General features: G+C 51.9%; 21 protein-coding genes and 2 tRNA genes. 7 read left to right on the top strand and 16 right to left on the bottom strand.

Annotation, left to right across the window (positions count from 1 at the left end):
- Positions 1–22: 22 nt before the first annotated feature.
- The 3 genes from nusA to OGX91_RS05255 form a co-directional block, all read right to left on the bottom strand.
- Positions 23–1,510 (bottom strand): transcription termination factor NusA, encoded by a 1,488-nt coding sequence (gene nusA / locus OGX91_RS05265; RefSeq protein ID WP_005131833.1) that lies wholly within the window; start codon positions 1,508–1,510, stop codon positions 23–25.
- A 28-nt stretch (positions 1,511–1,538) separates the two neighbouring features.
- Positions 1,539–1,991 (bottom strand): ribosome maturation factor RimP, encoded by a 453-nt coding sequence (gene rimP, locus OGX91_RS05260; protein WP_003024996.1) that lies wholly within the window; start codon positions 1,989–1,991, stop codon positions 1,539–1,541.
- A 207-nt stretch (positions 1,992–2,198) separates the two neighbouring features.
- A tRNA-Met gene (locus tag OGX91_RS05255) sits at positions 2,199–2,275 on the bottom strand.
- 334 nt (positions 2,276–2,609) lie between these two features.
- On the opposite strand from OGX91_RS05255, the gene argG reads away from it, so the two are divergent.
- A complete protein-coding gene (argG, locus tag OGX91_RS05250) occupies positions 2,610–3,953 on the top strand; it encodes an argininosuccinate synthase (protein ID WP_005131837.1) in 1,344 nt (447 codons plus the stop codon).
- Positions 3,954–4,153: 200 nt separating this feature from the next.
- Here the strand turns inward: argG and OGX91_RS05245 are convergent.
- The 3 genes from OGX91_RS05245 to OGX91_RS05235 form a co-directional block, all read right to left on the bottom strand.
- A tRNA-Leu gene (locus OGX91_RS05245) sits at positions 4,154–4,240 on the bottom strand.
- Between the two features lie 9 nt (positions 4,241–4,249).
- A complete protein-coding gene (secG, locus tag OGX91_RS05240; RefSeq protein ID WP_137400198.1) occupies positions 4,250–4,582 on the bottom strand; it encodes a preprotein translocase subunit SecG in 333 nt (110 codons plus the stop codon).
- Positions 4,583–4,750: 168 nt separating this feature from the next.
- A complete protein-coding gene (locus OGX91_RS05235) occupies positions 4,751–5,644 on the bottom strand; it encodes a LysR family transcriptional regulator (RefSeq protein WP_005121301.1) in 894 nt (297 codons plus the stop codon).
- A 149-nt stretch (positions 5,645–5,793) separates the two neighbouring features.
- On the opposite strand from OGX91_RS05235, the gene iadA reads away from it, so the two are divergent.
- The gene (gene iadA / locus OGX91_RS05230) at positions 5,794–6,927 is read left to right on the top strand and encodes a beta-aspartyl-peptidase (RefSeq protein WP_155021891.1); all 1,134 of its coding nucleotides are present in this window, start codon (positions 5,794–5,796) and stop codon (positions 6,925–6,927) included.
- Between the two features lie 10 nt (positions 6,928–6,937).
- The gene (gene dcuC / locus OGX91_RS05225) at positions 6,938–8,404 is read left to right on the top strand and encodes a C4-dicarboxylate transporter DcuC (protein ID WP_286625633.1); all 1,467 of its coding nucleotides are present in this window, start codon (positions 6,938–6,940) and stop codon (positions 8,402–8,404) included.
- Between the two features lie 49 nt (positions 8,405–8,453).
- Here dcuC and glmM read toward each other — a convergent pair whose 3' ends face one another.
- The 4 genes from glmM to rlmE form a co-directional block, all read right to left on the bottom strand.
- Positions 8,454–9,791: a phosphoglucosamine mutase gene (gene glmM / locus OGX91_RS05220; protein ID WP_005121304.1), complete on the bottom strand. Its 1,338-nt coding sequence runs from the start codon at positions 9,789–9,791 to the stop codon at positions 8,454–8,456.
- A complete protein-coding gene (folP, locus tag OGX91_RS05215; RefSeq protein WP_286625630.1) occupies positions 9,784–10,632 on the bottom strand; it encodes a dihydropteroate synthase in 849 nt (282 codons plus the stop codon). The genes glmM and folP overlap by 8 nt, the downstream gene beginning before the upstream one ends.
- Positions 10,633–10,731: 99 nt before the next feature.
- Entirely contained in the window at positions 10,732–12,666 is a 1,935-nt protein-coding gene (gene ftsH, locus OGX91_RS05210) for an ATP-dependent zinc metalloprotease FtsH (RefSeq protein WP_005121306.1), read from the bottom strand.
- Between the two features lie 99 nt (positions 12,667–12,765).
- Complete coding sequence (gene rlmE, locus OGX91_RS05205) at positions 12,766–13,395, bottom strand: 23S rRNA (uridine(2552)-2'-O)-methyltransferase RlmE (RefSeq protein ID WP_004106110.1); 630 nt, start codon at positions 13,393–13,395, stop codon at positions 12,766–12,768.
- Between the two features lie 125 nt (positions 13,396–13,520).
- Between rlmE and yhbY the strand changes: the two genes are divergently transcribed.
- On the top strand, positions 13,521–13,814 hold the full coding sequence (gene yhbY, locus OGX91_RS05200) for a ribosome assembly RNA-binding protein YhbY (protein ID WP_003025016.1): 294 nt from the start codon (positions 13,521–13,523) through the stop codon (positions 13,812–13,814).
- A 153-nt stretch (positions 13,815–13,967) separates the two neighbouring features.
- Here yhbY and greA read toward each other — a convergent pair whose 3' ends face one another.
- Entirely contained in the window at positions 13,968–14,444 is a 477-nt protein-coding gene (greA, locus tag OGX91_RS05195) for a transcription elongation factor GreA (protein WP_003025019.1), read from the bottom strand.
- Between the two features lie 248 nt (positions 14,445–14,692).
- Between greA and dacB the strand changes: the two genes are divergently transcribed.
- Positions 14,693–16,126 carry a serine-type D-Ala-D-Ala carboxypeptidase gene (gene dacB / locus OGX91_RS05190; RefSeq protein WP_188231860.1) on the top strand — a complete coding sequence of 478 codons (1,434 nt, stop codon included), beginning with the start codon at positions 14,693–14,695 and terminating at the stop codon, positions 16,124–16,126.
- 92 nt (positions 16,127–16,218) lie between these two features.
- Here the strand turns inward: dacB and cgtA are convergent, their stop codons facing one another.
- The 4 genes from cgtA to rplU all read right to left on the bottom strand — a co-directional run bounded on the left by cgtA (position 16,219) and on the right by rplU (position 19,088).
- Entirely contained in the window at positions 16,219–17,391 is a 1,173-nt protein-coding gene (cgtA, locus tag OGX91_RS05185) for an Obg family GTPase CgtA (protein ID WP_003828732.1), read from the bottom strand.
- A 15-nt stretch (positions 17,392–17,406) separates the two neighbouring features.
- The gene (locus tag OGX91_RS05180; protein ID WP_040234128.1) at positions 17,407–18,372 is read right to left on the bottom strand and encodes a DMT family transporter; all 966 of its coding nucleotides are present in this window, start codon (positions 18,370–18,372) and stop codon (positions 17,407–17,409) included.
- Between the two features lie 127 nt (positions 18,373–18,499).
- Positions 18,500–18,757: a 50S ribosomal protein L27 gene (gene rpmA, locus OGX91_RS05175; RefSeq protein WP_003025030.1), complete on the bottom strand. Its 258-nt coding sequence runs from the start codon at positions 18,755–18,757 to the stop codon at positions 18,500–18,502.
- 19 nt (positions 18,758–18,776) lie between these two features.
- Positions 18,777–19,088: a 50S ribosomal protein L21 gene (gene rplU, locus OGX91_RS05170; RefSeq protein ID WP_003025032.1), complete on the bottom strand. Its 312-nt coding sequence runs from the start codon at positions 19,086–19,088 to the stop codon at positions 18,777–18,779.
- A gap of 258 nt (positions 19,089–19,346) precedes the next feature.
- Between rplU and ispB the strand changes: the two genes are divergently transcribed.
- Both ispB and sfsB read left to right on the top strand, forming a co-directional pair.
- Entirely contained in the window at positions 19,347–20,318 is a 972-nt protein-coding gene (gene ispB / locus OGX91_RS05165; RefSeq protein WP_005121312.1) for an octaprenyl diphosphate synthase, read from the top strand.
- 221 nt (positions 20,319–20,539) lie between these two features.
- Positions 20,540–20,830, top strand: coding sequence for a DNA-binding transcriptional regulator SfsB (gene sfsB / locus OGX91_RS05160; protein ID WP_040234130.1), 291 nt, complete (start codon positions 20,540–20,542; stop codon positions 20,828–20,830).
- 51 nt (positions 20,831–20,881) lie between these two features.
- Here the strand turns inward: sfsB and murA are convergent, their stop codons facing one another.
- Positions 20,882–22,141 carry a UDP-N-acetylglucosamine 1-carboxyvinyltransferase gene (gene murA / locus OGX91_RS05155; RefSeq protein WP_040234132.1) on the bottom strand — a complete coding sequence of 420 codons (1,260 nt, stop codon included), beginning with the start codon at positions 22,139–22,141 and terminating at the stop codon, positions 20,882–20,884.
- Positions 22,142–22,170: the final 29 nt, after the last annotated feature.

Here is a 22,170-nt window from a genome sequence, read left to right as displayed (position 1 = left end):
TGTTCCTTCCTGCTACAGTTTATTACGCTTCGTCGCCGAACCAGCAAATATTACGGGCAGCCATAATCAGCTCACCGGCTTTTTCGTCGGTCAACCCTTCGATATCAGCCAGATCATCAATGCCCTGTTCAGCGAGATCTTCCAGCGTACAAACACCACGGGCCGCCAGTTTGAAGGCCATCTCACGATCCAATCCTTCCAGATTCAGCAGATCGTCAGCCGGTTTGTTATCACCGAGGCTTTCTTCCTGGGCCAGTGCCAGAGTGGTCAGTGCGTTTTTAGCACGCTCGCGCAGCGCTTCAACGGTCTGTTCATCCAGGCCGTCAATTTCCAGCAGTTCTTTCATTGGCACATAGGCCAGTTCTTCCAGCGTCGCAAAACCTTCTTCCACCAGAACTGTCGCGAAATCTTCATCGATATCGAGATATTTGGTGAAGGTATCAATGGCTGCATGTGCTTCAGCCTGATGCTTCGCTTGCAGGTCATCAACGGTCATCACGTTGAGTTCCCAACCGCTCAGTTGTGAAGCCAGGCGGACGTTCTGACCATTACGTCCAATCGCCTGCGCCAGGTTACCGGCTTCAACCGCGATATCCATGGTGTGTTTGTCTTCATCCACCACGATAGAAGCGACGTCTGCTGGCGCCATTGCGTTAATCACGAACTGCGCCGGGTTATCATCCCACAGGACAATATCAATACGCTCGCCGCCCAGTTCGGTAGAAACCGCCTGAACGCGCGCACCGCGCATACCAACACAGGCACCGACCGGATCGATACGCTTGTCGTTGGTCTTAACGGCAATTTTCGCACGAGAACCCGGATCGCGAGCCGCCGCCTTAATTTCAATCACTTCTTCGCCAATTTCTGGCACTTCAATGCGGAACAGTTCAATCAGCATTTCCGGCTTGGAACGCGTCACAAACAGCTGCGCACCACGCGCTTCCGGGCGCACAGAGTACAAAACACCACGAATACGGTCACCAGGACGGAAGTTTTCACGCGGCAGCATATCTTCACGCATGATCACGGCTTCAGCATTACTGCCCAGATCCAGAGAAATGTTGTCACGGTTGACTTTCTTCACCACGCCAGTGACGATTTCGCCTTCGTGTTCACGGAATTGATCGACAACCATCGCACGTTCAGCTTCACGTACTTTCTGTACGATAACCTGTTTCGCGGTCTGAGTAGTGATACGGTCAAAGGTGACAGATTCGATCTGATCTTCAACATATTCGCCCACGTTCAGACTTTCGTCTTCAAAGCGCGCCGCTTCCAGCGTAATTTCTTTAGTTGGCTGAGTGACTTCTTCTACGATAACCCAACGACGGAAGGTATCGAAATCACCGCTTTTACGATCGATCTCCACGCGGACATCGATCTCTTGTTCATATTTTTTCTTTGTTGCTGTCGCCAGCGCACTTTCCAGCGCTTCAAAAATTTTCTCGCGTGGCAGCGCTTTCTCGTTGGATACGGCTTCAACAACAGCCAAAATTTCTTTGTTCATCGCGGGCTTTTCACCTCAATCCAGACTGTTAAAAGTGGGGAACCAGGTTCGCCTTCTGGATATTACTCAGCGCGAACACTTCATCTTTACCTTCGACTGTGACCGTGATCATCTCACCGTCCACCGCTTTGATAACGCCCTGCCATTTACGACGGTTTTGTACCGCCATACGAAGAACCAGCGTGACTTCTTCACCCAGGAAACGCACGTAGTGTTCAGCCGTGAACAGAGGACGGTCGAGACCCGGAGAGGAGACTTCCAGGTTGTAGGCAACAGTGATTGGGTCTTCGACATCCATCACCGCGCTTACCTGATGGCTCACATCAGCACAATCATCAACATTGATGCCATCTTCACTATCAATATAGATGCGCAGTGTGGATGTGCGACCGCGAATAAATTCGATGCCGACCAGTTCGTAGCCCAGAGCTTCAACTGGTGCTGTAATCATCTCTGTTAATTTTTGCTCTAATGTGGACAAGCCCACCCCCAAGACATAAAAAAAGGGCCTAAAGCCCAGTTATTCTGTAGTCAGATAACAAAAAACCCCGATAAATCGGGGCTTTAGATAACTGAACCCTATAACCGCACCTGCGGTCCGGAGAACCTTCCGAAAGAATTTTTTTCAAATCCAGCTACGAAGGCCTAAGTCTTCACAGTATATTTGAAAAAGAACTCTAAGGGAAAGTGGTTGCGGGGGCCGGATTTGAACCGACGACCTTCGGGTTATGAGCCCGACGAGCTACCAGGCTGCTCCACCCCGCGCCTGAAACGTGGCAAATTTTACGCGTTTTGGGTAAAAAATGCAAATACTGCTGGGATTTGGTACCGAGGACGGGACGTAAAATCTGCGCACAGTATATTGATTCCCTATGCGTTATGTCAACCTTGTTACGACTATGCAAATCAATGAATGCTGGCCCGCGGATGATCAGCAAGATAAATATGCCATCTACGCCGTTATTTAACGAAATTATCACTAAACTCTTCCTGTCATCCAGAAAAGATGATTAAATGAAAACTCATTTATTTTGCATAAAAATGCAATCAGTATAATAAGCCGACCTCTTCACCAGTCTATCAAGCAGGGTTTTATTTTATGACGACGATTCTCAAGCATCTCCCGGTAGGTCAACGTATTGGTATCGCTTTTTCCGGCGGCCTGGACACCAGTGCAGCACTGCTGTGGATGCGACAAAAAGGGGCTGTCCCATATGCATATACTGCGAATTTGGGCCAGCCGGATGAGGATGACTATGACGCCATCCCTCGCCGTGCAATGGAATATGGTGCTGAGAATGCTCGCCTGGTTGATTGCCGCAAGCAGCTGGTTGCCGAAGGGATCGCTGCCATTCAGTGTGGTGCGTTCCATAACACCACCGGCGGACTGACCTATTTCAATACCACCCCACTGGGCCGCGCAGTCACCGGCACCATGTTGGTTGCCGCCATGAAAGAAGATGGCGTGAACATTTGGGGTGACGGTAGTACCTATAAAGGCAACGATATTGAACGTTTCTATCGTTATGGTCTGTTAACCAACGCTGAACTGCAGATTTATAAACCCTGGCTGGATACCGATTTTATCGACGAACTCGGTGGTCGCCATGAGATGTCCGAATTTATGATCGCCTGCGGCTTCGACTACAAAATGTCTGTCGAAAAAGCGTATTCCACCGACTCCAATATGCTCGGCGCGACTCATGAAGCAAAAGATCTGGAATTCCTGAACTCCAGCGTCAAAATCGTTAACCCGATTATGGGCGTTAAGTTCTGGGATGAGAGCGTGAAGATCCCGGCTGAAGAAGTGACCGTACGCTTTGAACAAGGTCATCCGGTTGCCCTGAACGGTAAGACCTTCAGTGACGACGTTGAGATGATGCTGGAAGCCAACCGTATCGGCGGTCGTCATGGTCTGGGTATGAGCGATCAGATTGAAAACCGTATTATTGAAGCAAAGAGCCGCGGCATTTACGAAGCCCCGGGGATGGCGTTGCTGCATATCGCTTACGAGCGTCTGCTGACCGGTATTCACAACGAAGACACCATCGAGCAGTATCACGCGCACGGTCGCCAGTTGGGTCGTCTGCTGTATCAGGGCCGCTGGTTCGACTCTCAGGCGCTGATGCTGCGTGACGGTCTACAGCGTTGGGTTGCCAGCCAGATTACGGGTGAAGTCACGCTGGAACTGCGTCGCGGTAATGACTACTCAATCCTCAATACCGTGTCTGACAATCTGACGTACAAACCAGAACGTTTGACCATGGAGAAAGGTGATTCCGTATTCTCGCCGGACGATCGTATCGGTCAGCTGACCATGCGTAACCTGGATATTACCGATACTCGTGAGAAGCTGTTCGGCTATGCGCAGTCTGGCCTGTTGACCGCCTCTTCCGCAACCGGCCTGCCACAGGTTGAGAATCTGGAAAATAAGGCGAAGTAAATATTCACCATCTTATTAAGGCCGCGCAAGCGGCCTTTTTTATGCGCGGAATAGAGGGTGTCTGTAGGTCGGATAAGGCGTTTACGCCGCCATCCGACATTATTACAGCGCCTGATGGCGCTACGCTTATCAGGCCTACTGGACAGCCACAAATAACAGACGAAAAAAAAGACGCTTTGCAGCGTCTTTTTTTTGGAATTTGGTACCGAGGATGGGACTCGAACCCACAAGCCCGTTAGGGCACTACCACCTCAAGGTAGCGTGTCTACCAATTCCACCACCTCGGTACAGAATACTTAGCGTGGGATATCGCTGGTCGGCTGAACCGGAGCAGCTGGCTGAGTTTGCTCGGTTTTCGCCGGTGCACTCAGATTTTCCCACTCACTTCCTTTATTGGTCTTATTGCTGTTCATGTTACCCAGCACCAGACTGATAATGAAGAACAGAGTCCCTAACACAGCTGTCATACGGGTCATGAAGTTACCAGAACCACTTGAACCAAACAGTGTACCAGAAGCGCCTGCGCCAAAAGAGGCTCCCATATCAGCGCCTTTACCTTGCTGCAGCATGATCAAGCCGACAAGGCCAATTGCTACAATAAGGAAAACTACCAAAAGAGCTTCGTGCATAATCAACCTGTTCCTTGCGGATTTGCCGCGTACCAATGCTTCGACCAATAAAGCGGGAATTTCAACTATTTCCCACTGAAGCGGGTGTGAATACTAACCAAAGCGAATAACCTTCGCAAGGGCAATTTGTTAGCATTGTATCAAGTGCGGAAAAAATCGCCACCTCAATCAAAAACGCAGCAACTTATCCCAGCATCGCTGCATTACTGACCGCTGATCGTCAAGGTTTGCCCAAACAACAATAGGGATTTCACAAACCAGATCCGAATTTTCTGGCCAACACTGAATGATCTCCTGATTCACCAACTCCTCAGCCACCATTGATTCAGGTAACCACGCCATTCCCATATGGCGCAGTACCATTTCTCGTATTGTTTCGCTTAGCCCAGTCTCAAACACTTTTTTCAACCGTGGGCGCACTCGTTGTTCTGCCGGATCAATAATACGTCTGACAAAGGTATAGTCGCTGTAGCATAGCCAGGGGATCGCGGTATGCGGATCATCCAGTCTGTCCGCGAGTTGCGCAGAAACCACCGGGATAAAACGCTCATATCGCCATAAAGAACGTTTCAGCCCTCCGGCAATCTCCAGCCCCGGTTGTGAGGAGGGTAAATCGTAAGTCACCAGCATATCAATTTGCCGGTTTATCAGGGCATTAAAGTGATTATCAATCCCCTGGATGCTGGCATTTACCGTGAAATTTAACTGCGGTTCACTTTGTCGCAGATAGTTGATCATATCTGGCAAGATATTCACCGATAGCGTATGCAGACTCACCATTACCAGCGTATTGTCCGTCGCTGGCATCATCGCCGACAGCTCGTGGCGCGCCTCTGTTAACGTACTGAGGACTTGCCTGGCATAAGGTTCAAAACGTTCGCCATAACAGGTTAGCGTAACGGGCGTCGTGGTGCGGTCAAACAGCGGGACCCCCAACATCTCCTCCAGCGCCTTTATACGTCGGCTTAGCGCGGGTTGGGTGATATGCCGTTGTATCGCTGCCTGGGAGTAATTCCCATACTGACTCAACGCCAGAAAATCTTCTAACCACTTCGAATCCACGTCTCATTCCCCATCATGCCATAACCGTATCCACCGATAACAAATCGGCAATAGTCACAGTTATAGTAATGGCTTTAATGTGGACATCATAACAACAATATTTCCGTTTCACCTGCCGACTCTCACCCTCGACGTTTGACAGGATCGTTATGTTTACTTTATTGACCAATGCCCGTGTTTTTTCTCCGGAGGATTTAGGCCTCTGCTCCTTGCTCATTCATGCCGACCGCATTGTTGCGGTGGAAAAAGATATTGCACTCTTTGATGGCGTCAAAGAGGTCATCGATTGCCGCGGTAAGTGGGTAATTCCCGGAATTATCGATCAGCATGTCCATCTTACCGGCGGCGGCGGTGAAGCCGGATTTGCCAGCCGGACGCCAGCCGTCAAGCTGCGCGATCTGATTCAGGCCGGTATTACCACGGTCGTCGGCGTGCTGGGCACTGATGCGATATCCCGCTCCCCAAAAGATCTTTACGCCAAAATGCAATCGCTCAATATTGAGGGATTACGCGCGTTTATGCATACGGGAGCCTACGCGGTACCCAGCCCGACCATTACACGATCCATCCGCGATGATATGGCCTTCATTCCGGCGATCCTGGGTGTCAAAATCGCCCTCGCCGATCACCGTGGCTCTTACCCCTCTTTCCAGGAGTTGCTGAGGATTGTCAGTGATATTCGCGTGGCTTCCCTGCTGGCAGGGAAAAAAGGGTTGCTGCACGTACACCTGGGCAATCTGCCGGAAGGGATGTCACAGTTGATGGAACTGTGCGATGCCGGTATTCCGATTCACCACATTTCGCCGACGCATGTCGCGAGGACAGAAGCATTGTTCGAACAGGCTATCGCTTTTGCACATCGCGGTGGACATATCGACGTGACGTCTGGCGGCAGTCGATTTATGCCCCAGGAGCAAGCAATTCTCCACGCGCTGGAATCACAGGTTCCGGCCGATCGCATCACCATTAGCTCTGATGGCAATGGCAGCGTGCCGCGCTTTAATGCGCAAGGCATCGTAGAAGGATTAAGCGCCGCGCCGGTAGCTGGCAACCTCAACCTGTTGCCTCGTCTGATTGATGTGGGGATCCCGGTGCCACAGGCGATTGCGATGTTGACGGCAAACGTGGCGCGCTCGCTGGGTATTTCTGGCGGCGTACTCTGCGCAGAAGAACGTGCTGATATTTGCGTGCTTAATGACGACCTCTCACTGGCCCACCTGTTTGCCGCCGGAAAGCCGTTACTGCGTGATGGTGAGTGTCTGGTTACCGGCAACTTCGAGTAAGGGGGCGAGAATGTCATTATTACTGGCGCTACTCGCCATCATTTTTGCCGGACGCCTAATCCTCAAAAAATATCACCCCCAGTCGGTGCTGCTGTTGACCGGGATTGTGCTGCTGCTCATCGCGCATTTTAGCGGGATGACCACGCTCAGTAGCCTGGTGAAAAAGAGCACTGGATTTGGTCCCTTTGACGCCTTTGAGTTTATCCGCGATACCCTGAGCGTGCGCCTCGGCGGCCTCGGGCTGCAAATTATGCTGATCGGTGGGTTCGCCACCTATATGTCGGCCATTGGCGCAAGCCAGGTGCTGGTTCGGGTAACATCTCGTCCTTTGCAGCGCCTGAACTCACCGTACCTGTTGTTGGGACTGGCGCTGTTACTGGGTCAATTCCTGTCGCTGTTTATCAGTAGCGCCACCGGGCTGGGCCTGCTATTGATGGCGACGCTTTACCCGTTACTGACCCGTCTTGGCTGTAGTCGCGCCGCCGTTGCCGCCGTTATCGCCAGCACCTGTGCGGTTGAATTTGGTCCGGGTTCCGGCAACTCAGTTCTCGCCGCTAAAACGGCGGGTATCGAGGTAGTTAACTATTTTGTTCAGGATCAGTTACCGATTGTCGTTCCGGTTATTCTGTTCATCGCCCTGCTGCATATTGTTGTACAACGCTTTTTCGATCGTCGGGAAAGTGGTGACAATGCCGCGCAGCAAATGCAGACATTAACCTCAACCGAAGAAGCCGAAGCGCCGGTTGCCTGGCTATTCCTGCCGATGTTACCGCTGGTGTTGATGCTGGCGTGCAGTGATTTGCTGTTCAGCTCACTCAAAATTACGCTCGATACCGCCGTACTGATAAGCCTGGCCATTACCCTGGTATGTGAGTATTGTCGCCACCGTAAGGCTCGCGACGTGATGACTGGTGTACAAAAAGTTTTCGACAGTATGGGCAGTGTGTTTGCCACCGTGGTGACGCTGATTATCGCCGGTGAGGTTTTTTCTGCCGGACTGAAAGCCATTGGCGCCGTCGACGCGCTGCTGTCGCTTTCCGGTGAATTTGGCCTCAGCGCGGCTTCCATAATCTTGCTGATGACGCTAATCACCTTTGCGATTTCAGCGCTGATGGGCTCCGGGAATGCAGCATTTTTCTCCTTCGCCCCGATGGTGCCGGATATCAGCCGCCATATCGGCAGCGACGTGGCGGTTATGATGCTGCCGATTCAGATCTCAGCGGGTATTGGACGGACGTTGTCGCCTATTGCCGGCGTGATTATCGCCATCGCCGGGATCGCAGGTGTATCACCGGTGGATATCGTTAAACGCACCGCAATTCCGATGCTGGGAGGATGGCTGCTGATGATTGCGCTGACATTCGCCCGATCCGGGCATTTGCTGGCAGTTCTGCCGTGGCTGGCAGTCCTTGTACTGCTGATGGTCGGTGGCTACTTCTGGCAGCGCCGACGTAAACAGCCGCTGGCAGTGCAGTAAAAAAAACCGGAGTCTCTCAGACTCCGGCTCTTACGCTGTACGGAAAGGGTTAAACGGCTTTCACTGCATCCGCAATGCGGTGCGCAAACTCCGTAACCTGTGCTTCGTCTTCACCTTCAACCATCACACGGATTAATGGCTCAGTGCCCGACTTACGCAGCAGTACGCGTCCACGGTTACCCAGTGTCGCTTCAACCTCTGCCATCACCGCCTTCACGCTTTCATGTTCCAGCGGATCGCCGCTACCTGCGGTGTAACGTACGTTAACCAGCAGTTGCGGGAACATTTTCATGCCGCTGCACAGGTCGTGCAAACTCATATGGTTGCGCACCATCGCTGCCAGTACCTGCAGACCCGCCACGATGCCGTCACCGGTGGTGGTTTTGTCCAGCAGGATCACATGGCCTGAGTTTTCGGCACCGATACGCCAGCCTTTTTCCTGCATTTTTTCCAGCACATAACGGTCGCCAACTTTCGCGCGGGCAAACGGAATACCCAGCTGTTTCAGCGCCAGCTCGAGGCCCATGTTGCTCATCAGCGTGCCGACTGCGCCACCGCGCAGCTGCCCCTGACGCAGGGCTTCACGAGCGATGATGTACATGATCTGGTCGCCGTCAACTTTATTACCTTCGTGATCAACCATAATGACGCGGTCGCCGTCGCCGTCCAGCGCAATCCCCAGATCGGCTTTTTCCGCGATTACGCGCGCCTGCAGCGCACGGACGTCGGTGGCGCCGACTTCTTCATTGATGTTCACGCCGTTTGGCTCACAACCAATGGCAATCACGTTTGCACCCAGCTCACGCAGTACATTTGGCGCAATGTGGTACGTCGCGCCGTTGGCACAATCCACCACGATTTTCAGCTCACTCAGGCTTAGCTCATTCGGGAAGGTGCCTTTGCAAAACTCGATATAGCGACCGGCAGCATCAACAATACGGGTAGCTTTACCCAGTTCAGCCGAGTCCACGCAGGTGAGCGTTTTTTCCATTTCAGCTTCGATAGCTTCTTCAACCGCATCTGGCAGTTTTGTCCCGTCGATGGAGAAGAATTTAATCCCGTTGTCATAAAATGGGTTGTGCGAAGCGGAGATAACAATCCCGGCCTCAGCCCGGAAAGCACGCGTCAGATAAGCAACAGCAGGGGTTGGCATTGGGCCCGTGAAAGAAGCTGACAGTCCAGCGGCAGCCAGACCCGCTTCCAGCGCGGACTCCAGCATATAGCCGGAAATACGCGTATCTTTACCGATAATGATTTTGCGTGAACCATGACGTGCCAGCACTTTTCCTGCCGCCCAGCCCAGCTTAAGGACAAAGTCAGGAGTGATTGGAGCGTCGCCTACACGACCACGAATCCCATCGGTGCCAAAATATTTACGATTACTCATAGCGTTTGTTTTCCTTTGCAGACAATGTGGCTTCCACCACACGCATCGCTTCTACGGTTTCTTTGACGTCATGGACACGAACAATCTGCGCACCCTGCATTGCGGCAATGACCGCGCATGCAAGGCTGCCGCTCAAACGCTCAGATGGCCCCACATTGAGCAATTGGCCAACCATTGATTTTCGTGACATCCCTACCAGCAGCGGCAGATTAAAATGATGAAACTCAGCCAAACGTGCCAGTAATGTGTAGTTGTGAGTGAGATTTTTACCGAATCCGAATCCGGGGTCGAGCAACAATTTATCTTTTGTGATTCCGGCCCGCTCGCAGCGTGCTATTTGCTCAACAAAATAACGATTTACGTCAGCAAAAACATCCTCGTACTTTGGTGCTTCCTGCATGGTTTTCGGCTGCCCCTGCATATGCATCAGGCAAACGGGCAATCCGGTTTCTGCTGCGGCTTCCAGCGCCCCAGGTTCCGAGAGTGAGCGGATGTCATTAATGATATGTGCGCCGACTCTGGCGCATTCGCGAATCACTTCCGGTTTTGAGGTATCGACAGAAATCCACACTTCAAAACGCTGAGCAATTGCCTCCACCACCGGGATCACTCGCTGCAACTCTTCTTCCACACTCACATCGGCAGCACCGGGACGCGTGGATTCACCACCCACATCAATGATAGTCGCCCCGGCGTTAATCATCAGGTTTGCGTGTTTTACCGCCTCAACCAGAGAGTTGTGCGCCCCGCCATCGGAAAAAGAATCTGGCGTGACGTTCAAAATCCCCATGACGTGCGGATGACTGAGATCCAGTGAAGAACCCTGAGCAAAGAGTTTCATAGCTTTATCCCTGAAAAAAATCTTGAATATGCAGATAAGAAAAACCCCGGAGCAAGCCCCAGGGTTTTCAATTAAAACACGGTCATCATCAACGATAACTTATTTGTCGCCCAGTTGCTCTGACATGGTGCCAGAGTCCGGCGCACGAGGTTCATCAACCGGACGCGGCGCGCTCGGCTTGCCGGTGCTGCCAGAGTTGTTGTTAGAAGAACCCGGTTCTTCCCAACCCGCTGGCGGACGCACGTCGCGACGAGCCATTAAATCGTCAATCTGCGGTGCATCGATGGTCTCATATTTCATGAGCGCATCTTTCATCGAGTGCAGAATATCCATGTTTTCATTCAACAGACGACGCGCACGGTCATAGTTACGTTCAATCAGCAGTTTAACTTCCTGATCGATAATGCGCGCGGTTTCATCGGACATATGTTTAGCTTTCGCCACAGAACGTCCCAGGAACACTTCGCCTTCTTCTTCCGCATACAGCAACGGCCCCAGTTTGTCAGAGAAGCCCCACTGAGTGACCATGTTACGCGCCAGGTTTGTCGCGACTTTAATGTCGTTGGACGCACCGGTAGAAACATGTTCAGCACCGTAGATGATCTCTTCCGCCAGACGACCGCCGTACAGCGTGGAGATCTGGCTTTCCAGTTTCTGACGGCTGGCGCTAATTGCGTCGCCTTCAGGCAGGAAGAAGGTGACACCCAGCGCACGGCCGCGCGGAATAATCGTCACTTTGTGCACCGGATCGTGCTCCGGTACCAGGCGACCGATAATCGCGTGGCCTGCTTCGTGATACGCGGTAGATTCTTTCTGCGCTTCCGTCATCACCATGGAGCGACGTTCCGCACCCATCATGATTTTGTCTTTCGCTTTCTCGAACTCAACCATCGATACAACACGCTTGTTGCCACGCGCTGCAAACAGTGCCGCTTCGTTCACCAGGTTCGCCAGGTCCGCACCGGAGAAACCAGGCGTACCACGAGCAATGATTGCCGCATCGATATCCGGAGACAGCGGTACGCGACGCATATGCACTTTCAGAATCTGTTCACGACCGCGAACGTCTGGCAGCCCCACCACAACCTGACGGTCAAAACGGCCTGGGCGCAGCAGCGCAGGGTCAAGAACGTCCGGACGGTTAGTTGCCGCGATAACGATAATACCTTCGTTACCTTCGAAGCCGTCCATCTCAACCAGCATCTGGTTCAGCGTCTGTTCACGTTCATCGTGACCGCCACCCAGACCCGCGCCACGCTGGCGACCTACGGCGTCGATTTCATCGATGAAAATGATGCACGGTGCCGCTTTCTTGGCTTGTTCGAACATGTCACGCACACGAGATGCACCCACACCGACGAACATTTCCACGAAATCAGAACCGGAAATTGTGAAGAATGGAACCTTCGCTTCACCCGCGATGGCTTTTGCCAGCAGGGTTTTACCTGTACCCGGAGGACCAACCATCAGGACGCCTTTCGGGATCTTACCGCCCAGTTTCTGGAAACGGCTCGGTTCACGCAGGTATTCAACCAGTTCAGCGACCTCTTCTTTTGCTTCGTCACAACCAGCGACGTCAGCAAAAGTGGTTTTGATCTGATCTTCGGTCAACATGCGCGCTTTGCTCTTACCGAACGACATGGCACCTTTGCCACCACCGCCCTGCATTTGACGCATAAAGAAGATCCAGACACCAATCAGCAGCAGCATTGGGAACCAGGAAATGAAGATAGAAGCCAGCAGGCTCGGCTCTTCAGGCGGCTCGCCAACAACCTTGACGTTTTTGGTCAGCAGGTTATCAAGCAGCTTCGGATCGTTAACCGGAATGTAGGTCGTGTAACGGTTACTATCTTTCTTGGTAACGTTAATCTCACGTCCGTTGATACGCGCTTCACGAACCTGGTCCTGATTGACCTCTTGCAGGAAGGTAGAGTAATCAACCTTACGGCCATTAGACTCGCTGGGCCCAAAGCTCTGGAATACTGACATCAGCACAACGGCAATGACCAGCCAGAGTATTAGGTTTTTCGCCATGTCACTCAAGGGATTAACCTCATATTACAACTGTGTTAAAAACAGCGTCAGGATACTCTATATCCAGTTTCTTTCAAACTTTCGTTTGAAATCTACCGGTTATGGTTTACGCCCGGTCGCTACAATGTACACTTCACGCGAACGGGCGCGAGAAGAGTCCGGCTTACGAACTTTGACCTTCGTAAACAGGGAGCGAATCTCTCTTAGATACTCATCGAAGCCTTCGCCCTGGAACACCTTCACTACAAAACTACCACCTGGCGCTAATACATCACGAGCCATTCCAAGTGCCAGTTCAACCAGATACATGGCCCGGGGAATATCCACCGCCGGTGTTCCACACATATTTGGCGCCATATCAGACATGACAACTTGTACTTTACTGTCACCTACACGCTCAAGTAACGCTTTCAGGACTAATTCATCACGAAAGTCGCCCTGAAGGAAGTCCACACCAACGATTGGATCCATAGGTAAAAGATCGCAAGCGATAATGCGGCCGCTGTTTCCGATCTGCGTAACCGCATATTGCGACCAGCCACCGGGTGCAGCGCCGAGGTCAACAATCGTCATCCCCGGTTTAAAAATTTTGTCACTTTGCTGTATTTCATCAAGTTTAAACCAGGCACGGGAACGTAACCCCTTTTTCTGTGCCTGTTGAACATATTTATCGCTAAAGTGTTCCTGAAGCCAGCGACTCGAGCTGGCAGAACGCTTTTTACCTGTCATTTCACTTTCCCATCGGGCAGTTCATCGTAACCAATGGTGTAAATATCTACACAGCTATTTGGCGATATATGGGAGATGGCGGTAGAATGACCCGTTTTCAATCCCAACGTAAGCAAAAATATACGATGAATCTGAGTACTAAACAAAAACAGCACCTGAAAGGTCTGGCACATCCGCTCAAGCCTGTAGTTATGCTTGGCAATAATGGTTTGACCGAAGGGGTACTGGCCGAGATTGAACAAGCGTTAGAGCACCATGAGCTTATCAAGGTGAAAATCGCCTCGGAAGATCGCGATACTAAAACCTTGATCGTGGAAGCTATCGTACGCGAAACCGGCGCCTGCAATGTACAGGTCATCGGCAAAACGCTGGTACTGTATCGCCCGACTAAAGAACGTAAAATCTCGCTGCCACGCTAAGAATATCCCAAAGTTGCACACGAAGTTTGTGTAAAACGCGGGAATTTCCGCTAGCAGGAGAGCAAAATGCCACGCTCTCTTCGTTGATAAAAGGCCGCTATGCGGCCTTTTTCCTTTCTTTACAATGTATCAACATCTTAACCAAGATGCGAATTACAGGTATTCTACCTTCGTCACTTCATATTCAACTTCACCGCCCGGCGTTTTGATAACCACCACGTCGTCCTGCTCTTTGCCAATCAGGCCACGAGCGATAGGCGAGTTCACCGAAATCAAATTCTGTTTAAAATCGGCTTCATCATCGCCGACAATACGCCAGGTCTGCTCTTCGTCGTTATCGAGATTCAGCACGGTAACCGTCGCGCCGAAAACGACGCGGCCATTGTTCGGCATTTTAGTGACGTCGATAACCTGCGCGTTGGACAGTTTGGCTTCGATATCTTTAATGCGCCCTTCGCAGAAACCCTGCTGTTCACGCGCCGCGTGATACTCCGCGTTCTCTTTCAGGTCACCGTGTTCACGCGCTTCCGCGATCGCGGCAATAATTTCAGGGCGACGTACAGATTTGAGAAAATCCAGTTCTTCGCGCAGTTTTTCAGCACCACGTAAGGTCATCGGGATAGCTTGCATTTGTTATACCTCTTGAACATTCCTGTAGGGGGCGGTTGTCCTCACCCCGGCTGCTAAGCCCACCCTGGCATACGCCATGCCAGAGTCAGAAGCAAAAAAATACCGACCCGGGGCACGAGGTCCCAGGTCAGCTACAATTCTCTATTTGATGTTCATTTTACCCTGGAGTTCCCTATGGGTCATCGTTTACTTTTTAGGGCGTTGCGCCGTAGTATGACGGCCTGTTTCCAGGTTGTTAGCGCGAGATTATGCGATTTCCCAGATTTGCCATTGGATTAACTGCCAGTATAGCGTTCAGCGTTCAGTCGGCGAATGTCGACGAGTACATCAGCCAGCTTCCTGCCGGGGCCAACCTAGCCCTTATGGTACAGAAGGTTGGCGCGCCTGCGCCCGCGATTGATTACCATAGCCAGCAGATGGCGCTGCCGGCCAGTACCCAGAAAGTGATCACCGCGCTGGCGGCATTGATTCAACTCGGACCTGATTTCCGTTTTACCACGACGCTTGAGACAAAAGGCAACGTAGAAAATGGGATATTGAAAGGTGACTTAGTTGCGAGATTTGGTGCCGATCCGACGTTAAAACGTCAGGATATTCGCAATATGGTAGCAACTCTGAAAAAATCAGGGGTGACGCAAATTGCCGGAAATGTCCTGATCGACACCTCCATTTTTGCCAGTCATGATAAAGCGCCCGGCTGGCCCTGGAACGACATGACGCAATGTTTTAGCGCTCCGCCAGCAGCGGCGATTGTCGACCGAAATTGCTTCTCTGTATCGCTCTACAGCGCACAAAAAGCCAACGATTTGGCGTATATTCGCGTGGCGTCTTACTACCCGGTGACCATGTTCAGCCAGGTTCGCACCCTCGCACGTGGTTCTGCCGAAGCGCAATATTGTGAACTGGACGTGGTGCCCGGCGATTTGAACCGCTATACGCTGACCGGATGCCTGCCGCAGCGCGCCGAACCTCTGCCACTGGCGTTTGCTATTCAGGACGGCGCCAGCTATGCCGGAGCCATTCTTAAAGATGAGCTAAAACAAGCGGGGATCACTTACAGCGGCACGCTGCTGCGTCAGACGCAGGTCAACACTCCGGGAACCGTGGTCGCCAGTAAGCAGTCAGCGCCGCTGCATGACCTGCTTAAGATTATGCTGAAAAAATCGGACAACATGATTGCCGACACCGTTTTTCGCATGATTGGCCATGCGCGATTTAACGTACCGGGCACCTGGCGGGCAGGTTCAGATGCCGTACGTCAGATCCTGCGTCAGCAGGCGGGCGTCGATATCGGCAACACGATCATTGCCGATGGCTCTGGCCTCTCTCGCCATAACCTGATTGCCCCCGCCACCATGATGCAGGTGCTGCAATACATCGCGCAGCATGACAATGAGCTGAACTTTATCACCATGCTGCCGCTGGCGGGCCACGATGGCTCCCTGCAATACCGTGCAGGCCTGCATCAGGCTGGTGTTGATGGCAAGGTTTCAGCGAAAACAGGCTCACTGCAAGGGGTGTACAACCTCGCGGGATTCATCACCACGGCAAGCGGTCAGCGTATGGCATTTGTGCAGTATCTGTCTGGCTATGCGGTAGAGCCGGCTGATCAGCGTAATCGCCGTATTCCGCTGGTGCGCTTCGAAAGCCGGTTGTACAAGGATATTTATCAGAATAACTAGATGTTGAAGATGCCGGATGACGCTTACGCTTATCCGGCCTACACCAACTGGAAACAAAAACCCCGGCAGCATGGCCGGGGTTTTTAATGCGATTAACGCTTGTAGATGAACTCAACGCCTTCTTCGTCGTCTTCGTCCCAATCGTCATCCCAGTCATCTTCCGCTTCGTCTTCGACTTCAGCGAGCTGCTGACGGTGATAATCATCCCACATGAACTCAACTTTCTCCGGCTGTTTCGCTTCTTCAGCCTGAACGATTGGGTTCTCAATGATAAAGGTCATCACATCCCAGCAAAGATCCTTCACACCCAGCTGACTGGCGGCAGAGATCAGGTAATATTTACCTTCCCAGCCCAGCGCTTCGGCGATGGCTTTCGCTTTTTCTTCCGCTTCAGCTTTGTCCATCAAATCAATTTTGTTGAACACTAACCAACGCGGTTTAGACGCCAGATCCTGACTGTATTTTTCCAGTTCGCCAATAATGATACGGGCGTTTTCTACCGGATCGGAACCGTCAATCGGATCGATATCAATGAGGTGCAGCAACACGCGGCAACGTTCCAGATGTTTCAGGAAACGAATACCCAGACCAGCGCCTTCAGCCGCGCCTTCAATCAGACCCGGGATATCGGCAACCACGAAGCTCTTCTCGTTGTCCATACGCACCACGCCCAGGCTAGGTACCAGGGTGGTGAACGGATAATCAGCGACTTTCGGCTTCGCCGCAGATACTGCACGGATAAACGTCGATTTACCGGCGTTTGGCATACCCAGCATACCCACGTCTGCCAGCAGCATTAGCTCCAGCATCAGATCGCGCTTATCGCCAGGTGTACCCATCGTTTTCTGACGCGGGGTACGGTTGACCGACGATTTAAAACGGGTGTTACCCAGACCGTGCCAGCCGCCTTTAGCGACCATCAGACGCTGACCATGTTTAGTCATGTCGCCCATGGTTTCGCCCGTGCCCTGATCGATAACACGCGTACCGACAGGCACTTTAATCGTGACATCTTTACCACGCTTGCCGGTGCAATCACGGCTTGCGCCATTCTGACCACGTTCCGCACGGAATGATTTTTCAAAACGGTAATCGATCAGCGTGTTCAGGTTTTCGTCGGCTTCCAGCCAGACGTCACCGCCATCACCACCGTCACCACCGTCCGGACCGCCTTTTGGGATGTATTTTTCGCGGCGGAAGCTGACGCAACCATTACCGCCATCACCTGCAACGACCAGAATCGATGCTTCATCAACAAACTTCATTTTACTCTCCGTAAATCATTCGCCTGAGCGGGGTTGCGAAACCACCGTTTCATGCTTACGTAAACCGCCCCAAATTCGATGACCAATAGCGGAATACATCGCGCCCGCAACCACGATAAACGCACCGAGATAACCTAATAGGTTTAGCATCGGTCTGGCGAAGAAATCGGGCCAGGCCAGTGATAATAAATCTGAAAATAACAACGTAAACAGCGGCGTGAGCGTGATAATGGCGCTCACCTGCGCCGCCTGCCAACGCGCCATCGCTTCCGCGAGAGCGCCGTATCCTACCAGCGTATTCAGGCCGCAGAATACCAGGCATGCCAGCTGCCAGTCGCTGAGCTGCGTGATGACACCGGGTTTAGCCAGCGGCAATAACGCAATCGTACACAAAGTGTACAGTAAAAACAGGATCTGCGGTGATGCCAGCCGACGCAATAACACCTTTTGCGCGACCCCATAGCTCACCCAAACCGTCGCGGCACCGACACCAAAGATAACGCCCCAGGTGTAATCGGTGAGCCGGGTAAAAATTTCGATCAGACTGGTATTAAAAAACAACACCAGCCCGCTCAGAAGCATAATAGCGCCAATAATCTGCGTGCCGCGCATCTTCTCCTTCAGGATAAAGACGCTGGCGATCATCATGCCAACAGGTGACAGTTGACCGATAACCTGCGAAGCCGTTGGGCTCAAATATTGTAAAGACGAACTAAACAGAATGAAGTTACCGAACAGTCCACCAGTGGCAATAGCCAACAGCACCAGCCAACGCGCTTTGCGAAAAATACGCAATGGAGGGAGCTTTTTTTTAACCGCAAGAATAGCGCCAAGGCCAATGCTTGCCATTAAAAAACGGTAGAACACGACGGTAGGAGGTTCCATCACCTCCAGCACTTGCTTCATCGCTATTGGTAAAGCCCCCCAACAGACAGCTGTCGTGAGCGCTAAAAGAATACCAATACCTGCCTGCTGCTTCATGCCGTATTCCCTGCAAGGGCTCGTTTCCGGGTTATCACGGCGCGACGAGCGTATTTACCGGTCGTCGAATGTAAAAAGCCCCGCAACGTGTTGCGGGGCTTTTATCCGTTACCGGGACGCGAAAAACTTATTCAGCAACAATGCTGATGAATTTACGGTTTTTCGGGCCTTTCACTTCAAATTTCACTTTACCGTCTGCTTTAGCAAACAGAGTGTGGTCTTTGCCGCAACCAACGTTGGAGCCAGCGTGGAATTTAGTACCACGTTGACGAACGATGATGCTACCAGCCAGAACTGTTTCACCGCCGAAACGTTTTACGCCCAGACGTTTAGCTTCTGAATCGCGACCGTTACGAGTCGAGCCGCCAGCCTTTTTATGTGCCATTTAATCTGCTCCCCTTAACTTAAGCGCTGATGCCAGTGATTTTCACATCAGTGAACCACTGACGATGGCCCTGCTGCTTACGGTAGTGTTTACGACGACGAAACTTAACAATTTTAACTTTCTCGCCACGACCGTGAGCAACGACTTCAGCTTTGATAACGCCGCCATCAACGAAAGGAACGCCGATTTTGACTTCTTCACCGTTTGCGATCATCAGAACTTCTGCGAACTCAACAGATTCGCCAGTTGCGATGTCCAGCTTTTCCAGGCGAACGGTCTGACCTTCGCTTACTCGGTGTTGTTTACCACCACTTTGGAAAACCGCGTACATAAAAAACTCCGCTTCCGCGCACACCTTTTTGATGATTCAGAGTGCGCTATAAATATTCACAATAGGGCGCGAATATTACGCAAAACGCGAGCCTTTGACAAGTGCTACCGTCAATACATGAAGAAAAAAAACACAACGTGTACCGTAACGTTTATCTGCGGCGTTTTTTCAGTACAATCAGCATATATTTCTAACCCTAAACCCGACGTTACCTTCTTAAATAGTGAGGTAATCGGGGCGAGAAGCCCGGCTTTTGCGATGAATTTAGAAAAAATCAATGAGTTAACCGCGCAAGATATGGCGGGGGTCAATGCGACAATCCTTGAACAGCTCAATTCCGACGTCCAGTTGATCAATCAATTGGGGTACTACATCGTGAGCGGAGGCGGAAAACGCATTCGCCCAATGATCGCTGTACTCGCGGCGCGCGCTGTTGGTTATCAGGAAAATGCCCACGTCACGATCGCGGCCTTAATCGAGTTTATCCACACCGCGACCCTGCTTCATGACGATGTAGTGGATGAATCCGATATGCGCCGTGGGAAAGCCACGGCAAACGCAGCGTTTGGCAATGCTGCCAGCGTTCTGGTCGGCGATTTTATCTATACCCGCGCCTTTCAGATGATGACCAGCCTCGGCTCCCTGAAAGTGCTGGAAGTGATGTCTAAAGCGGTCAACGTTATTGCTGAAGGCGAAGTCCTGCAGTTAATGAACGTCAACGACCCGGATATCACCGAAGAAAACTATATGCGTGTTATCTACAGCAAGACGGCTCGTCTGTTTGAAGCCGCGGCCCAATGTTCAGGTATCCTCGCAGGTTGTAGCGATGAGCAAGAGAAAGGCCTGCAGGATTATGGCCGTTACCTCGGTACCGCTTTCCAGCTTATCGACGATTTACTGGATTACAGCGCAGATGGCCAGCAGTTGGGTAAAAACGTGGGTGATGACCTCAACGAAGGTAAACCTACGCTACCGCTGCTGCACGCGATGCGCCACGGCACTCCTGAGCAGGCGCAAATGATTCGCCAGGCGATTGAGCAAGGTAATGGTCGCCACCTTCTGGAGCCGGTTCTGGAAGCGATGAACGCTTGCGGGTCACTGGAATGGACCCGTCAACGTGCAGAAGAAGAAGCCGATAAAGCCATCGCGGCGCTTCAGGTACTTCCAGATACTCCGTGGAAAGAAGCCCTGATTGGCCTGGCGCATATCGCCGTACAGCGCGATCGTTAATTTCCCTCGTCTCGCTTCCCAGCATCCCGTGCAGCACACGGGATGTTCTTATAAGATCCAAAAAGTCATAAAAATAATCAAATCACTTGTATAACCTTGGCATATTCTGAATATATAAGCACTTTACGAGAACATTTTAGAACATTCGTTCTCGAGGCGTATAGTAACTCCACAGGCTGATTGTGAAACCGTAACTGGTTAACCAAAGGAGATGTGGAACTATGGAAAGCAAATTCATTGACTGGCATCCGGCTGACATCATCGCGGGGCTACGTAAGAAAGGCACGTCAATGGCCGCTGAGTCACGTAAGAATGGCTTGAGTTCATCAACGCTGGCAAATACGTTAACCCGACCATGGCCGAAAGGTGAATTGATCATCGCGAGAGCGCTGGGCACAGACCCGTGGGTAATTTGGCCGTCACGCTACCATGACGCCAGAACACATGAATTCATCGACAGAACGCGGATGATGAGAGTACGGAAAGAAAAAAAGAGTCCTGAGTCGCGGTAAAACAGCAACCCCCGGATCAACGATCCTGGGGGTTACAACACGCGTTGGCGATTACTCGCCTTTAATGCGCTCAATGTTTGCGCCCAGCGCACGCAATTTATCCTCGATGCGCTCATAGCCGCGATCGATGTGATAAATACGGTCAACAACCGTTGTGCCTTCAGCGATACATCCCGCTAACACCAAACTTGCTGACGCGCGCAGATCGGTCGCCATTACCTGTGCACCGGAGAGCGTCTCCACGCCGTGGCAAATCACGGTATTGCTTTCGATTTCCGCATGAGCGCCCATACGGCTCAGCTCAGGCACGTGCATAAAGCGGTTCTCAAACACGGTTTCCGTGATAAAGCCCGTTCCTTCTGCCACCAGGTTCAGCAGCGTGAACTGGGCCTGCATATCGGTTGGGAACGCCGGATGTGGCGCAGTGCGCACATTAACCGCTTTCGGACGTTTGCCGTGCATGTCGAGGCTAATCCAGTCTTCACCGACTTCGATATCCGCCCCCGCATCACGCAGCTTCGCCAGAACAGCATCCAGTGTATCTGGTTGTGCATTACGGCAGATAATTTTGCCGCGAGAAATCGCCGCCGCCACCAGGAACGTCCCGGTTTCAATACGGTCTGGCAGAACGCGGTAGACACCACCGCCGAGACGTTCAACGCCTTCAATGGTGATACGATCGGTACCCTGCCCTGTGATTTTCGCGCCCAGCGCAATCAGGAAATTCGCGGTATCCACAATTTCCGGTTCACGGGCGGCGTTTTCGATGATGGTCGTGCCTTCGGCAAGCGTTGCCGCACACATGATAGTAACCGTCGCACCGACACTCACTTTGTCCATCACAATGTGTGCGCCTTTCAGACGCCCCTCAACGGACGCCTTCACATAGCCTTCTTCCAGCTTGATGGTGGCACCTAACTGCTCCAGACCAGTAATATGCAGGTCAACCGGACGCGCGCCGATGGTGCAGCCGCCCGGCAGAGAAACCTGACCCTGACCAAAACGAGCGACCAGTGGCCCCAATGCCCAGATAGACGCACGCATGGTTTTCACCAGATCGTACGGTGCGCAGAAGACGTTAACGTCACGCGCATCGATGTGCACGGAACCATTACGCTCTACTTTCGCCCCCAGCTGGCTCAACAGCTTCATGGAGGTATCTACGTCCTTAAGTTTCGGGACGTTTTGGATCTCTACAGGTTCTTCAGCCAGCAGCGCCGCAAACAGGATCGGCAGTGCGGCATTTTTAGCGCCTGAAATTGTGACTTCGCCCTGGAGCTTGGTTGGCCCCTGAACACGAAATTTATCCATTATTCTGTTCTCTGTTAAGAATTCATCTT

Origin of the sequence: Citrobacter sp. Cpa228, assembly GCF_030333085.1 — a bacterium.
Taxonomy (GTDB): Bacteria; Pseudomonadota; Gammaproteobacteria; order Enterobacterales; family Enterobacteriaceae; genus Citrobacter; species Citrobacter pasteurii.
The sequence above is the reverse complement of the archived record's forward strand: the minus strand, read 5'-3'. Positions and strand labels throughout refer to the sequence as shown.

Coding starts and splice junctions, on each gene's coding strand:
- iadA (WP_155021891.1), top strand. CDS start 5,794: ATGTTTACTTTATTGACCAATGCCCGTGTTTTTTCTCCGGAGGATTTA.
- murA (WP_040234132.1), bottom strand. CDS start 22,141: ATGGATAAATTTCGTGTTCAGGGGCCAACCAAGCTCCAGGGCGAAGTC.
- yhbY (WP_003025016.1), top strand. CDS start 13,521: ATGAATCTGAGTACTAAACAAAAACAGCACCTGAAAGGTCTGGCACAT.
- secG (WP_137400198.1), bottom strand. CDS start 4,582: ATGCACGAAGCTCTTTTGGTAGTTTTCCTTATTGTAGCAATTGGCCTT.
- argG (WP_005131837.1), top strand. CDS start 2,610: ATGACGACGATTCTCAAGCATCTCCCGGTAGGTCAACGTATTGGTATC.
- ispB (WP_005121312.1), top strand. CDS start 19,347: ATGAATTTAGAAAAAATCAATGAGTTAACCGCGCAAGATATGGCGGGG.
- dacB (WP_188231860.1), top strand. CDS start 14,693: ATGCGATTTCCCAGATTTGCCATTGGATTAACTGCCAGTATAGCGTTC.
- dcuC (WP_286625633.1), top strand. CDS start 6,938: ATGTCATTATTACTGGCGCTACTCGCCATCATTTTTGCCGGACGCCTA.
- OGX91_RS05180 (WP_040234128.1), bottom strand. CDS start 18,372: ATGAAGCAGCAGGCAGGTATTGGTATTCTTTTAGCGCTCACGACAGCT.
- rlmE (WP_004106110.1), bottom strand. CDS start 13,395: ATGACAGGTAAAAAGCGTTCTGCCAGCTCGAGTCGCTGGCTTCAGGAA.
- folP (WP_286625630.1), bottom strand. CDS start 10,632: ATGAAACTCTTTGCTCAGGGTTCTTCACTGGATCTCAGTCATCCGCAC.
- nusA (WP_005131833.1), bottom strand. CDS start 1,510: ATGAACAAAGAAATTTTGGCTGTTGTTGAAGCCGTATCCAACGAGAAA.
- sfsB (WP_040234130.1), top strand. CDS start 20,540: ATGGAAAGCAAATTCATTGACTGGCATCCGGCTGACATCATCGCGGGG.
- ftsH (WP_005121306.1), bottom strand. CDS start 12,666: ATGGCGAAAAACCTAATACTCTGGCTGGTCATTGCCGTTGTGCTGATG.
- rpmA (WP_003025030.1), bottom strand. CDS start 18,757: ATGGCACATAAAAAGGCTGGCGGCTCGACTCGTAACGGTCGCGATTCA.
- cgtA (WP_003828732.1), bottom strand. CDS start 17,391: ATGAAGTTTGTTGATGAAGCATCGATTCTGGTCGTTGCAGGTGATGGC.
- glmM (WP_005121304.1), bottom strand. CDS start 9,791: ATGAGTAATCGTAAATATTTTGGCACCGATGGGATTCGTGGTCGTGTA.
- rplU (WP_003025032.1), bottom strand. CDS start 19,088: ATGTACGCGGTTTTCCAAAGTGGTGGTAAACAACACCGAGTAAGCGAA.
- greA (WP_003025019.1), bottom strand. CDS start 14,444: ATGCAAGCTATCCCGATGACCTTACGTGGTGCTGAAAAACTGCGCGAA.